This is a genomic window from Mammaliicoccus sp. B-M6 (assembly GCF_022386965.1).
In the GTDB taxonomy this organism is placed as follows: domain Bacteria; phylum Bacillota; class Bacilli; order Staphylococcales; family Staphylococcaceae; genus Mammaliicoccus; species Mammaliicoccus sciuri_A.
Window position 1 is genome coordinate 1 of the sequence record NZ_JAJNHJ010000003.1, and the last position, 13,612, is coordinate 13,612.

At 34.7% G+C, this 13,612-nt stretch carries 13 protein-coding genes; 1 reads left to right on the plus strand and 12 read right to left on the minus strand.

Annotated elements, in window-relative coordinates; all coding sequences use genetic code 11:
• Positions 1-469 precede the first annotated feature (469 nt).
• The 7 genes from eno to LQ693_RS01520 all read right to left on the minus strand — a co-directional run bounded on the left by eno (position 470) and on the right by LQ693_RS01520 (position 7,899).
• Positions 470-1,774 (minus strand): surface-displayed alpha-enolase, encoded by a 1,305-nt coding sequence (gene eno / locus LQ693_RS01490; RefSeq protein ID WP_025904549.1) that lies wholly within the window; start codon positions 1,772-1,774, stop codon positions 470-472.
• Between the two features lie 31 nt (positions 1,775-1,805).
• Positions 1,806-3,338, minus strand: coding sequence for a 2,3-bisphosphoglycerate-independent phosphoglycerate mutase (gene gpmI / locus LQ693_RS01495; protein ID WP_107591064.1), 1,533 nt, complete (start codon positions 3,336-3,338; stop codon positions 1,806-1,808).
• The gene (gene tpiA / locus LQ693_RS01500) at positions 3,338-4,099 is read right to left on the minus strand and encodes a triose-phosphate isomerase (RefSeq protein WP_107591065.1); all 762 of its coding nucleotides are present in this window, start codon (positions 4,097-4,099) and stop codon (positions 3,338-3,340) included. Before tpiA ends, gpmI begins: the two co-directional genes overlap by 1 nt.
• Positions 4,100-4,121: 22 nt before the next feature.
• Positions 4,122-5,312 carry a phosphoglycerate kinase gene (locus tag LQ693_RS01505; RefSeq protein WP_107591066.1) on the minus strand — a complete coding sequence of 397 codons (1,191 nt, stop codon included), beginning with the start codon at positions 5,310-5,312 and terminating at the stop codon, positions 4,122-4,124.
• 114 nt (positions 5,313-5,426) lie between these two features.
• A complete protein-coding gene (gap, locus tag LQ693_RS01510; protein WP_025904545.1) occupies positions 5,427-6,437 on the minus strand; it encodes a type I glyceraldehyde-3-phosphate dehydrogenase in 1,011 nt (336 codons plus the stop codon).
• A gap of 49 nt (positions 6,438-6,486) precedes the next feature.
• Positions 6,487-7,503, minus strand: coding sequence for a sugar-binding transcriptional regulator (locus LQ693_RS01515; protein WP_025904544.1), 1,017 nt, complete (start codon positions 7,501-7,503; stop codon positions 6,487-6,489).
• A 150-nt stretch (positions 7,504-7,653) separates the two neighbouring features.
• Positions 7,654-7,899, minus strand: a complete 246-nt coding sequence (locus tag LQ693_RS01520) for a glutaredoxin family protein (RefSeq protein ID WP_078355524.1) — start codon at positions 7,897-7,899, stop codon at positions 7,654-7,656.
• Between the two features lie 442 nt (positions 7,900-8,341).
• Between LQ693_RS01520 and clpP the strand changes: the two genes are divergently transcribed.
• Positions 8,342-8,932 carry an ATP-dependent Clp endopeptidase proteolytic subunit ClpP gene (gene clpP, locus LQ693_RS01525; RefSeq protein ID WP_025904542.1) on the plus strand — a complete coding sequence of 197 codons (591 nt, stop codon included), beginning with the start codon at positions 8,342-8,344 and terminating at the stop codon, positions 8,930-8,932.
• A 49-nt stretch (positions 8,933-8,981) separates the two neighbouring features.
• Here the strand turns inward: clpP and whiA are convergent, their stop codons facing one another.
• The 5 genes from whiA to trxB all read right to left on the minus strand — a co-directional run bounded on the left by whiA (position 8,982) and on the right by trxB (position 13,592).
• On the minus strand, positions 8,982-9,926 hold the full coding sequence (gene whiA, locus LQ693_RS01530) for a DNA-binding protein WhiA (protein WP_239703050.1): 945 nt from the start codon (positions 9,924-9,926) through the stop codon (positions 8,982-8,984).
• 130 nt (positions 9,927-10,056) lie between these two features.
• Entirely contained in the window at positions 10,057-10,209 is a 153-nt protein-coding gene (locus tag LQ693_RS01535; RefSeq protein ID WP_182476221.1) for a hypothetical protein, read from the minus strand.
• 143 nt (positions 10,210-10,352) lie between these two features.
• Positions 10,353-11,339: a gluconeogenesis factor YvcK family protein gene (locus tag LQ693_RS01540; RefSeq protein WP_103361507.1), complete on the minus strand. Its 987-nt coding sequence runs from the start codon at positions 11,337-11,339 to the stop codon at positions 10,353-10,355.
• Positions 11,336-12,241, minus strand: a complete 906-nt coding sequence (gene rapZ / locus LQ693_RS01545; RefSeq protein WP_107591067.1) for an RNase adapter RapZ — start codon at positions 12,239-12,241, stop codon at positions 11,336-11,338. Before rapZ ends, LQ693_RS01540 begins: the two co-directional genes overlap by 4 nt.
• 403 nt (positions 12,242-12,644) lie before the next feature.
• On the minus strand, positions 12,645-13,592 hold the full coding sequence (gene trxB, locus LQ693_RS01550) for a thioredoxin-disulfide reductase (RefSeq protein ID WP_025904538.1): 948 nt from the start codon (positions 13,590-13,592) through the stop codon (positions 12,645-12,647).
• Positions 13,593-13,612 lie beyond the last annotated feature (20 nt).

Below are 13,612 nucleotides of genomic sequence, written 5' to 3' on the forward strand. Positions count from 1 at the left end.
GCCACGAAATTAGCATCATGCTAGCAAGTTAAGCGAACACTGACATGATAAATTAGTGGTTAGCTATATTTTTTTACTTTGCAACAGAACCAAAAATAAACTGTGAAGTAGAGTCGTACGTTCTCTACTTACACAGTTTATTTTACACTCCCAAACAATCAATTATGTACATTTTTACATTGACATTTACATTTAACTCACATCTTTTCTAATCTTGTGAGTTTATTACCTCTTTAACTCACATCTTCTTCAATCTTGTGAGTTTATTGCCTCTTTAACTCACATCTCCCAATACTCCACTCCGATACTCCCCCAACCGCTCCGACCAATCCAGCCTTAACAAGCCATTTTCTCCACCAAACACCTCCCTACTTCACCTACCAAAATTTCTATAACAACTATAAAAAGCCCAAAAGATGTGACGACATCTTTTGGGCTTTATGTGAACCATTTTTATTTATATGCTCAATTATTTTGATAAGTTATAGAAAGCTTTGATTCCTTCGAATTTACCTGTTTCGAATAATTCATCTTCGATACGTAATAATTGGTTGTATTTAGCAATACGGTCAGTTCTTGATAATGAACCTGTTTTGATTTGGCCAGCATTAGTTGCTACTGCGATATCAGAGATTGTAGTATCTTCTGTTTCACCTGAACGGTGTGATACAACTGCAGTGTAACCAGCTTTTTGAGCCATTTCGATTGCTTCGAATGTTTCTGTTAATGTACCGATTTGGTTAACTTTGATTAAGATTGAGTTACCGATACCTTTTTCGATACCTTCAGATAATTTTTCAGTGTTTGTTACGAATAAATCGTCACCTACTAATTGTACGCGGTCGCCGATACGGTCAGTAAGAAGTTTCCAGCCGTCCCAGTCGTTTTCATCCATACCATCTTCGATAGTGATGATTGGGTATTTGTTTACTAATTCTTCAAGGAAGTCTACTTGTTCTTCAGAAGAACGTTTAGCACCATTTTCACCTTCGAATTTAGCATAATCATATACGCCGTTTTCGTAGAATTCGGATGCAGCACAGTCGAATCCTAAGAATACATCTTTACCTGGTTCTAAACCAACTGCTTTGATTGCTTCTAAAATTGTTTCAACACCGTCTTCAGTACCTTCAAATTTAGGAGCGAAACCACCTTCGTCACCTACTGCAGTAACTAAACCACGAGATTTTAAGATTTTAGCTAAGTTATGGAAGATTTCTGCTCCCCAACGTAAAGCTTCTTTGAATGATTCAGCACCTACTGGTAAGATCATGAACTCTTGGAATGCGATTGGTGCATCTGAGTGAGAACCACCGTTAACAATGTTCATCATTGGTACTGGTAATTGAACACCGTTGAATCCACCAAGATATTTGTATAATGGTTGACCTAAGAAGTCAGCTGCAGCACGAGCTACTGCGATAGAAACACCTAAGATAGCATTAGCACCTAATTTAGCTTTGTTTGGTGTACCGTCTAAAGCGATCATTAATTTGTCGATAGAAACTTGTTCTAATACTGAGAATTCACCTTCAATGATTTCAGGTGCAATGATTTCGTTAACGTTTTCTACAGCTTTAAGAACACCTTTACCTAAGTAACGGTCTTTGTCTCCGTCACGTAATTCTACTGCTTCATATTCACCTGTTGAAGCACCTGATGGTACTAAAGCTCTACCAAAAGCACCGCTTTCAGTTAATACTTCTACTTCTACTGTTGGATTACCACGAGAGTCTAATACTTCGCGTGCATAAATATCTGTAATAATTGGCATAATTAAAACTCCTTTATAAATTTATAATTTATTATTTAATTAATGATTCACCAGTCATATCTTCTGGTTTTTCTACTCCAAGTAAGTCTATAAGTGTAGGTGCTAAGTCTGCTAAGCGACCTCCACTTCTTACTTCTACCCCTTCTTTTGTCACAATAACAGGAACTGGGTTTGTTGTATGAGTTGTCATAGGTGATTCGTTATCTGTTAACACTTCATCAGAGTTACCATGGTCTGCTGTAATGATAGCTGTACCATTCATTGATAAAATTTTATCAACAACTTCACCTAAACATTCATCTACTGCTTCAATTGCTTTAATTGTTGGTTCAAGCATACCACTATGACCAACCATATCAGGGTTCGCAAAGTTTAAGATAATTAAATCTAAATCACCTTTATCTAACTCACTGATTAAAGCATCTTTTACTTCATATGCACTCATTTCAGGTTTCAAGTCGTATGTTGCAACTTTTGGTGAATCGATTAATACTCTTCTTTCACCTTTAAACTCTGCATGATTACCACCACTCATGAAATAAGTAACATGAGGGAATTTTTCTGTTTCAGCAATTCTTAATTGATTTAAATTATTTTTCTCAGCTACTTCACCGATTGTATTTTTGATATCAACTGGTTTGAAAGCAACTTCGGCAATAACATCATCACTATAGTTTGTAAAAGTAACAAAGAATAAATCTTCTAGTTTACGTTTAATTTCAAAACCTTCAAATTTTTCATTTGTATATACTTGGCTAAGTTGTGCCGCTCTATCTGGACGGAAGTTAAAGAATATCATAGCGTCATGGCTATTTACGCCAGTATTTTCTACACCTTTTTCTTCGTCTTTAACGATAAATGGAACAACAAACTCATCTGTTAGACCTTCTTGATAATTAGCTTCTACACCTTCAACTGCAGTTGCATATACAGGTCCAACGCCATTAGACATTGCATCATAAGCTTTTTCTTCACGATCCCAACGTTTATCTCTATCCATAGCGTAATAACGACCAGAAATAGAAGCGAATTGACCAATACCTAGCTCTTTAAATTTATTTTCAGTTTCTTCAATATATTTAAGTGCTGATTTTTGATCAACGTCACGTCCGTCTAAGAATCCGTGAACATAAACTTTTTTAACACCTTGTTTTTTGGCTAATTCTAATAGTGCAAATAGATGTTTGTAGTGACTGTGAACACCACCATCTGATAAAAGTCCCATTAAATGTAGCGTTGAATCATTTTTTACAACGTGATCCATTGCTTGTTTAAGTGCGTCAATTTTAAAGAAATCGCCATCTTCAATTGATTTATTGATTCTAGTTAAACTTTGATAAACAATTCTTCCTGCACCAATGTTTAAGTGACCTACTTCAGAGTTACCCATTTGACCTTCTGGTAGACCTACATCTAACCCACATGCTGATAATTCGTTATGTGGATATTTGTTGTAATATCTATCAAAATTTGGTTTGTTGGCTTGTTTTACCGCATTACCATGCTCTTCTTCACGATTAGCAAAACCATCAAGAATGATAAGTGCTGTTGGTTGTTTAGCCATTATTTAGCACCTTCTAATAATGCTACGAATGAATCAACTTTTAATGAAGCGCCGCCAACTAATGCGCCGTCGATATCTGATTGAGCCATATATTCTTTAATGTTTTCTGGTTTAACACTACCACCGTATTGTACACGTAAAGCATCAGCAGCTTCTTGAGAGAAAGCACCTGCAACAACGTTACGTACGTGTGCACACATTTGGTTAGCATCTTCAGAAGTTGAAGATTTACCAGTACCAATTGCCCAGATAGGTTCATAAGCGATTACTGTCGCTTTAACTTGATCTTCTGTGAAATCTTTAAGTGCTGCTTCAACTTGACCACCAACTACTGATTCAGCTTTACCTGCTTCTCTTTCTTCTAATGTTTCACCAACACAAATAATTGGTGTCATATTATGAGAAAATACAGCTAATGCTTTTTTATTAACATCTTCGTCAGTTTCGTGGAAGTATTCACGACGTTCAGAATGTCCTAAAACGACATACTTAACACCTAAATCTTCAAGTGCTGCTGGAGATGTTTCACCAGTGAAAGCACCATTATCTTCAAAGTATGCATTTTGCGCACCAATTTGTAAGCCTTGTGCCACGCCTTCTTTAGTTAAGTTAACAAGTGCATCTAATTGTAAAGTTGGTGCACAAATTACTGAATCTACCTCATTAGTATCTGGTAATGCTGGAAGTTCATTAACAAAGTCTTTTGCTTCTTGAACTGTTTTATTCATTTTCCAGTTACCTGCGATAATTGGTTTTCTCATGATATATAAACTCCTTTTATGATTATTTTTCAGAAATTGCTTCGATACCTGGTAATGCTTTACCTTCTAGATATTCTAGAGAAGCTCCGCCACCTGTAGAAATGTGTGTGAAATCATCAGCAAATCCTAAGTCCATCGCTGCTGCAGCTGAATCTCCACCACCGATAATTGTTGTAGCATCTTTTAAATTAGCGATTGCTTTACATACGCCAATTGTACCTTGTGCAAAGTTACTAAATTCGAATACGCCCATTGGACCATTCCAAACAACTGTATTTGAACCTTGTAGAGCTTCACTAAATACTTCAACTGATTTAGGACCGATATCCATTGATTCTTGATCAGTAGGAATTTCATCAGCAGAAACAACTGTAATTTCAGCGTCATTTGAAAATTCTTTAGCTACTTTACAATCAACCGGTAAAATAATTTTATCGCCAGCACGTTCAAGTAAATCTTTAGCAAAATCTACTTTGTCTTCTTCAAGAAGTGATAAGCCGATTTCTTTACCTTGTGCTTTGAAGAATGTATATGCCATTCCTCCACCGATGATAACTTTATCAGCAATTGTTAATAAGTTTTCGATAACACCAATTTTATCAGACACTTTCGCGCCACCTAAAATTGCTACTAAAGGACGTTCTGGTTCACTTACAACGCCACCGATAAATTTAATTTCTTTATCCATTAAGAAACCTGATGCTGTTTCAATACTAGATGCAATACCTACGTTAGACGCATGTTCACGGTGAGCTGTACCGAATGCATCATTGATAAATACATCACCTAATGAAGCCCAGTATTCACCTAATTCAGGATCATTTTTAGATTCTTTTTTACCATCAACATCTTCAAAACGTGTATTTTCAAATACTAATACATCGCCTTCAGATAATCCGTCGATTGCGCTTTCTAACGCTTCACCACGAGTTTCTGGTACGAATGTTACTTCTTTATTTAATAATTCACTTAAGCGTTCTGCTACTGGTTTAAGTGACAATCCTTGTTTATCTTCTTCAGTTTTCACTTTACCTAAATGTGAGAATAAAATAACTTTACCGCCTTGTTCGATAATGTAATTTATTGTAGGAAGCGCTTGAACGATTCTGTTATCGTTTGTAATTGCACCATCTTTCATTGGTACATTAAAATCTGCTCTTACAAGTACTTTTTTACCTTTTAATTCTACGTCTTTAACATTCTTCTTTGCCATGACTTGTCTTCCTCCTCTAGATAATAGAAAATACTTTACGATTAAAAATAAGCGGAGAAGCGTTGTGCTCCCCGCTTACTCATAAGCATAACCTATTTAGTTCAATTATTTAAATTATTTGTTAGCTTGAGCTGCTAAATATTCTAAAGTACGAACTAATTGTGAAGTGTAAGACATTTCATTGTCATACCAAGATACAGTTTTAACTAATTGACGATCTCCAACTGTCATAACACGAGTTTGAGTTGCATCGAATAATGAACCGTAAGTGATACCAATGATATCAGAAGATACGATTTCGTCTTCAGTGTAACCGAATGAATCATTTGTAGCATTTTTCATTGCTGCATTGATTTCTTCAACTGAAACTTCTTTGTCTAATACAGCTGTTAATTCTGTTACTGAACCAGTTGCTACTGGAACACGTTGAGCTGATCCATCTAATTTACCTTTTAATTCTGGGATTACTAAACCGATTGCTTTAGCAGCACCAGTTGAGTTAGGTACGATGTTTTGAGCAGCTGCACGAGCACGACGGAAGTCACCTTTAGCATGTGGAGCATCTAAAGTATTTTGGTCACCAGTGTAAGCGTGAATTGTCATCATTAAACCTTCAACGATACCGAATTCATCATTTAATACTTTAGCCATTGGAGCTAAACAGTTAGTTGTACAAGATGCACCTGAAACGATTTCTTCAGATCCGTCTAATTCGTCATGGTTAACGTTATAAACGATAGTTTTTAAGTCACCTGATGCTGGAGCTGAAATTAATACTTTTTTAGCACCTGCTTCGATGTGAGCTGAAGCTTTGTCTTTGTCAGCGAAGAAACCAGTACATTCTAATACTACATCGATATCTAAATCGCCCCATGGTAATTCTTTAGGGTTAGGATTTTCGAAAGTTTTGATTTCTCTACCGTTTACGCGGAATCCGCCTTCGATAACTTCTACTTCGTCTTTGAAACGACCTTGTGTTGAATCATATTTTAATAAATGAGCTAACATTGCGTCATCTGTTAAATCGTTGATTGCTACTACTTCGATATTTTCAACTTCTTGTAATCTTCTAAATGCTAAACGACCTATTCTACCAAAACCATTAATTGCTACTTTAGTTGCCATTATGATGGCCTCCTTTTTATTTTTTATTTCAAAAAGGTTAAATAACCTTTTATTCCAAATTGATTATTGCTTTTGCAGCACCTTCATCAGTGATAAGAATTGTATTCTTTGGCGCAATCTCAAGATAAGCTTTTATCGCTTCTGCTTTAGATGTCCCACCTGCTACTGCAAAAATGTTTGTCTTTGTTGTTAAGTCTTCTAGTTGCAAACCGATTGTCTTAACACGATGCACGACCTCACCTTTGTCATTGAAATAATAACCAAAAGCTTCTCCGACAGCATGATGATGTTTCAATTGGCTTAAAACTTCTTCAGAAGTCTTCCTTCTTTCCGCCATCTTCAGCGCATCACCAATACCGTGAATAATAAAATCTGAACGACGTATTGCATCTAGCACCTCAATAACTGCAGGTTCTTTCAGCAAAGTTTCGTATGAACTTTCACTCACTTGGTCTGGAACATACAAGACTTTATATGACCCACCTGTACGATTTGCCATACTTGCGCAAATTGTATTCGCCTGAAACACAACGTTTTCACCCAAACCACCACGCGCTGGCGTGAACAAAATGTCTTTATCTAATGGATGTAATGATTCACTTACTCTTGCCATTGTTGAACCACCAGTTACTGATACTGAAGCATGATCGTATAATGACTGTTCTAGTAATTCAGCAGTAACATTACCCATTTCTGCTTTAACCATCTCATCTAAATCCGAATTACCTCTCACTATATGAGCTTTCACACCATATCGATTAAAAATTTCTTCTTCAATATGATTAAAACTAGAATAAAGTGTTAAATAATGTGATAAAGAATCAAGCGTTTGCTCGCCTGTTTCAGTCAATTTCATACCAGTTGACCGAACGCTGATTAAATCTTGTTGTTTTAAAATTTCTATCTCAGTTCTCAATACCCGTTCAGTGACATTCATAACATCACTCAACGTTCTTCGACCTATAGGCTGCTTCTTCTCGATTGTCGATAAAATATTAAAGCGTCGATACATCTTGTCAATCAAATCAGGAACTAGTCTATGTTGTACTTTTAGTAAATCTTCCATAAACAAGTCGCCTCCTCAAAGATTAACAGATGGGCAATATCTAACCTGGGTTAGACGTTTTTCGTCCCATGCGGGTCAAAAAAATAATATCTGTTTACAGTTTTATAATACACCCCTTATATAGAGAATGCAAGTTAAAAGCGTTTCCTATTATTTCATTTGATTATATGCCTCTGTCAATGTGATGAAATCAATATTCCCTTCTTGTAGAACTTGTCCATCATATTCAACAACAGGAATTCTTAACATATATTTTTCAAGTAATGTATCATCTTCTTCAATATTAATAGTATCTATTTTTATTTCATGATCGTACGATTCTTTAAAAAATTCAATTTGAATCTTAGCATCTTCACATAAACCACAATTTGTTCCAACATAAAATTTAATTGCCATCCAAATCATCCTTTACAAAATAAGCCTCCCCGAGACGAATCGAACGCCCATTTCAAGAACCGGAATCTTGCGTGTTATCCGTTACACTACGGAGAGATAAGTCTTAATAAATACTTTATATCTACTTAATATATTGTCGATATAATAGAATTATCAACTATTAAGGAGTGAAGCAAAATGAATACAACTCAAAGGGAGTATTTCATCAGAAAAAGATGTGACTATTTTAATATAGAAGTCACACAAATTCACTGCACACAGCTCGTTGATTACGGAAACTATTATATCATTTATGCTAACATTGACAACTCATATCACAAATTCCCAGTGTATAAATCAGCTATTTAAGTTATAATATTCATCAGTAGGTCATATTTTTTGACCATGTTTGACTTTGTAGTGTATGATATGGTCATTAAGATATTCAAAGGAGGATTAACTGATGAATTTAATACCAACAGTTATTGAAACAACAAATCGCGGAGAACGCGCTTATGATATTTATTCACGTTTATTGAAAGACCGCATTATTATGTTAGGGTCAGCTATCGATGACAATGTAGCTAACTCAATCGTTTCACAATTACTATTCTTACAAGCTCAAGATTCTGAGAAAGATATTTACTTATATATCAACTCTCCAGGCGGTAGTGTAACAGCAGGATTTGCTATTTACGATACAATCCAACACATCAAACCTGATGTTCAAACTATTTGTATTGGTATGGCAGCATCTATGGGTTCATTCCTACTAGCAGCTGGTGCTAAAGGTAAACGTTATGCATTACCAAATAGTGAAGTTATGATTCACCAACCACTTGGCGGTGCACAAGGACAAGCTACTGAAATTGAAATTGCAGCTCGTCATATTTTACGTACACGTGAGAAATTAAATAAAATTTTATCTGAAAGAACTGGACAACCAATTGAAAAAATTGAAAAAGACACTGATCGTGATAACTTCTTAACAGCTGAAGAAGCTAAAGAATATGGTTTAATCGATGACGTTATGCATCCAGAAGATATTAAATAATTCATAAATATAGAAGCACCTGAGACAATAATTGTCCCAGGTGCTTTTTTTATTGTTGAATTGTCTCGCCGTTTCTAATTTTTTCTGCCATTTCATTTAATTTACGCAATCTATGATTAATACCTGATTTAGAAATTTTACCTGTGCTTACCATTTCGCCTAATTCTTTAATTGAAACATCTTGATTATCTATTCTAAGTCTTGCAACTTCTCTTAAACGATCGGGTAAGTTATCAATACCAATTTCTTTATCGATAAGCTGAATGCTCTCAACTTGTTTCATGGCGGCACTCACTGTTTTGTTCAAGTTAGCCGTCTCACAATTGACTAATCGATTTACTGAGTTTCTCATATCTCGAATAATTCTTACATCTTCAAACTTAAGTAATGCTTGATAGCCACCAATCAAACTTAGGAAATCAGAAATCTTTTCAGCTTCTTTCAAATAACTGATAAACCCTTTTTTGCGCTCTAATAATTTAGCATTTAATTCATATTGATTCATGAGTGCGGTTAAATCTGCTGAATGTTCTTCATATAATGAAAAGATTTCAAGATGATATGAAGAAGTTTCTGGGTTATTAACAGAACCCCCTGCTAGAAATGCTCCTCTTAAATAACTTCTTTTACAACAATCTTTTTGTAAAATATCTTTATCTATTTCATGTTTAAACATGCCATCTTGTAAAATACCAAGCTCATCTAATATTTCTTTAGCTTTTACTTTAATTCGACTAATATATATATTATTTTTCTTAAGTTTCATTTTCTTTCTCACTAATAATTCAACTTCAACACCGAAGCATTTTTTTATTAATGAAAATATTCGACGTGCTATCGCTGCATTTTCAGTTTGTACATTTATAACAAATTGCTGATTAGATATGCTTAAATTACCGTTCATTCTAATCAAAGCTGAAAGTTCTGCCTTGGCGCAACAATCATCTACTTCAATTCTAGTTAATTCATTTTTCATTTCTGAAGCAAAGCTCACAGCAGATCATCCTTTCTTAGTTTATACGCACATAAAAATAATGATATGCCAAAAGACATATCATACGTTTTGTATCTATTTCATATTACATGGAATAGCCGGGCGTATCAAGTTTTTAAACTTGAACTTTTTATGTTTTACTTGAAGGTTCTTTAATAACGCCAAATAAAATCATCGCCAAACCAATGATTAAAAATGTAATACCTATCTGCTGATTTGCTATTAAACCTATGAGTAAAAATATACAACCTATTATCACCATTACTATTTGAACACTTTTCATGACCCATCACCCCAAATTGAAAACCCTTACATTTATATTACTTGATTTCCATAAAAAAATGAAGCAAATTGGACATGAATAAGTGTCTCATTTGCTTCATTAAATATCTATTATCGTTTATCTGTTTTCTCTAGACGAAACGATTACTTATCTTTCTTATATTGAATTGTACTGATTTCTCTCAAGGCGATTTCATAAATGAGTTGTGCCAATACTTTATTATTATGTCTAATGTATTGATGAGGTGTAATACTTACTAATTCATTATCATGAATACATTGTACACCCATATCTTTCAATTTCTCACCATCAAATTCAACTTGTTTAGCTTCTTCTTGTTCATATCTTAATAAGATATCTTTGTTGAAACGCTCATTTTGACATATAACAAAATCAATGAATGATGCACCTACATGGTCATGAATTGCTTTAACATGATCACTTACTGAATAACCTGTTGTTTCACCTTTTTGAGTCATGAGGTTACATACATATAATCTTTCCGCTTCAGTATTAACAATTGCATCTTTAACTTTATTCAAAATTAAATTCGGCATAATACTTGTATATAAAGAACCTGGTCCCATAACGATTAAATCTGCTTCTTCAATCGCATCTATTGCTTCTTTCATCGGTTCAATATCTTGAGGCGTCAAAAATACTTTTTCAATTTTCTTATCTGTCTTAGGAATCTTAGATTCTCCGACAATAATTTCACCATCTGACATAACTGCATTCAGTACAACACTTCTCGTTGTTGATGGAATGACTTGCCCTTTAATATTCAACAACTTACTTAATTCTTTTACAGCATGTCCAAAATCATCCGTAATATTTGTCATGGCTGCTAACAATAAATTTCCGATTGAATGACTGCCAAGTTCTTCTTCTTCAAAACGATATTGGAATAACTTTTCAAGCATTGGTTCTGTGTCACTAAGTGCTGCTAATACGTTTCTGATATCGCCAGGAGCAGGTATATCCATCACATCACGAATTTTACCAGTACTACCACCATCATCTGCTACAGTTACGATGGCTGTAATATCTATTGGATATTCCTTTAACCCTCTTGCTAATACAGAAAGGCCGGTTCCTCCGCCAATTAAGACGACTTTTAATCTTTTCATGATTTTGGCTTACTTTCAATATGTGCATCGCGATGTGATGTATACACAACATAGTCAAAGTTCTCTTTAATATCTTCACCTAAACGTTTTGCAAGTGCAACAGATCTATGTTGACCACCTGTACAACCGATTGCAATCGTCAATTGGGATTTCCCTTCTTTCTTATAACCTGGCAACATAAACATCAACAGATCACTAAACTTTTTATAAAATGTATTCGTCTCTTTCCATTTCATAACATATTGATAAACTTCATCGTCGAGACCAGTCATAGGTCTTAACTCTTCAACATAATATGGATTTGGCAAAAATCGTACATCAAAGACTATATCTGCATCAATGGGCATACCATGTTTGAATCCAAAGCTCATCACTCTTACTTGAAATGTTGTAGATGGATCTTCTTCAAATGCTTCTACAAGTTCTTGTTTCAATTCTTTAGGTTTCTTTTCAGTCGTATCAATCACAAAGTTACTGATACCTTTAATATCACTTAATAAAGATCTTTCTCTTTCAATTGCAGATAATAAACTACCTTCTTCACTTAAAGGGTGCGTTCTTCTTGTTTCTTTATATCTAGAAATTAATTTTTTATCGCTCGCTTCTAAAAATAAAATATCTACTAATACTTTTTTCTCACTTTGTATATAATCTAATTCATCTCTTAAATTACCAAAGAAATCCTTACCTCTTAAATCGATACCAATTGCAACTTTTGATAAAGAAGGATTCCCCTGATCCATTAAATCAACAAATTTTTGCAATAATATAGGCGGTAAATTATCAACACAAAAGTATCCTAAATCTTCTAGAGCTTGTAGCGCGACTGATTTACCCGCACCGGACATTCCTGTAACTACAAGAAGTTCATTTTTTACATTAGTTTTGTCGATAGGTTGCATAACAGTTCTCCTTTAACGATCATATATACTTTTATCTTACATGATTACACCACAAAAAACATTAAATAAATGGCTTATACAAGTGTATCTTTCCCGTAATATTAAGGTAGTAATCACTTATGAAATAGCATAGATTATAATGATGTTTCGTTTTCAGGTCGGTAATTTTATTTATCGGACTGAAAATCCTGTTTTCGGGTCGATATTTTATTTATCGGACTGGAAATCTCGTTTTCGGGTCTATAATTTTATTTATCGGTCCGTATTTCTCACTTCTGGACCTATAATTTTCCGTATCGGTCCATATTTCCTACATCCGGCCCTAGCGATAATCTCAATCCGCACCCTACATCTACATAAAAAAAGAGGCGGGACATGTGTCCTCGCCTCTTCACTACTCAAATTATATTAATTGTTCTTCGTCTTCTAATGATTCGATATATGCTTGTGCATTTTGTGCTGCGATACTGCCGTCACCTGTTGCTGTAACAATTTGACGTAATGTTTTTTCACGAACATCGCCTGCTGCATATACACCTGGTACTTTAGTTTCCATTTCATCATTTGTTTCGATATAGCCATTTTCATTTAAAATGCCTAATGATTCAAATGGTTTAGTTAATGGTTTCATACCGATATAGATGAATACACCATCAGCTTGGTGTTCTGACTCTGATCCGTCTTCAGTTGAAACTAATGTTACTGAGCCTACTTTACCATCTTTTTCATTAATTGTTTTTAATGTTGTGTTCCAAATGAAATCAATTTTTTCATTTTTAAATGCACGGTCTTGAATGATTTTTTGAGCTCTTAATTCGTCTCTTCTGTGAACAATTGTAACTTTGTCTGCAAATTTAGTTAAGAAAATACCTTCTTCGACAGCTGAATCTCCGCCGCCGATTACGTATAAGTTTTTCCCTTTAAAGAATGCACCGTCACATACTGCACAGTAACTTACACCGCGTCCACCTAATTCTTGTTCACCTGGTACACCTATTTTTTTGTATTCTGCACCAGTTGCAATGATAATTGCACGAGCTGTTAATGTTTTGTCACCCATATTTACAACTTTATAAGAACCTTTATCTTCTATTTCTTTAATGTCACCATATTCATATTTAGCACCAAATTTTTGTGCATGTGTAAACATTTTAGTTGATAAGTCTGGACCTGTTATTAAATCAAAACCAGGGAAGTTCTCTACATCTTCAGTGTTTGCCATTTGTCCACCTGGCATACCTCGTTCTATCATTACAGTTGATAAATTTGCTCTTGAAGCATACACTGCAGCAGTCATTCCTGCTGGTCCTGCCCCAACTATAATTACATCATAATCTACTTGTGTAGTCATTTATAAACTGCCTCCTCTTA

Coding starts and splice junctions, on each gene's coding strand:
- gap (WP_025904545.1), bottom strand. CDS start 6,437: ATGGCAACTAAAGTAGCAATTAATGGTTTTGGTAGAATAGGTCGTTTA.
- tpiA (WP_107591065.1), bottom strand. CDS start 4,099: ATGAGAAAACCAATTATCGCAGGTAACTGGAAAATGAATAAAACAGTT.
- LQ693_RS01505 (WP_107591066.1), bottom strand. CDS start 5,312: ATGGCAAAGAAGAATGTTAAAGACGTAGAATTAAAAGGTAAAAAAGTA.
- rapZ (WP_107591067.1), bottom strand. CDS start 12,241: ATGCAACCTATCGACAAAACTAATGTAAAAAATGAACTTCTTGTAGTT.
- gpmI (WP_107591064.1), bottom strand. CDS start 3,338: ATGGCTAAACAACCAACAGCACTTATCATTCTTGATGGTTTTGCTAAT.
- eno (WP_025904549.1), bottom strand. CDS start 1,774: ATGCCAATTATTACAGATATTTATGCACGCGAAGTATTAGACTCTCGT.
- LQ693_RS01515 (WP_025904544.1), bottom strand. CDS start 7,503: ATGGAAGATTTACTAAAAGTACAACATAGACTAGTTCCTGATTTGATT.
- LQ693_RS01520 (WP_078355524.1), bottom strand. CDS start 7,899: ATGGCAATTAAATTTTATGTTGGAACAAATTGTGGTTTATGTGAAGAT.
- clpP (WP_025904542.1), top strand. CDS start 8,342: ATGAATTTAATACCAACAGTTATTGAAACAACAAATCGCGGAGAACGC.
- trxB (WP_025904538.1), bottom strand. CDS start 13,592: ATGACTACACAAGTAGATTATGATGTAATTATAGTTGGGGCAGGACCA.
- LQ693_RS01535 (WP_182476221.1), bottom strand. CDS start 10,209: ATGAAAAGTGTTCAAATAGTAATGGTGATAATAGGTTGTATATTTTTA.
- LQ693_RS01540 (WP_103361507.1), bottom strand. CDS start 11,339: ATGAAAAGATTAAAAGTCGTCTTAATTGGCGGAGGAACCGGCCTTTCT.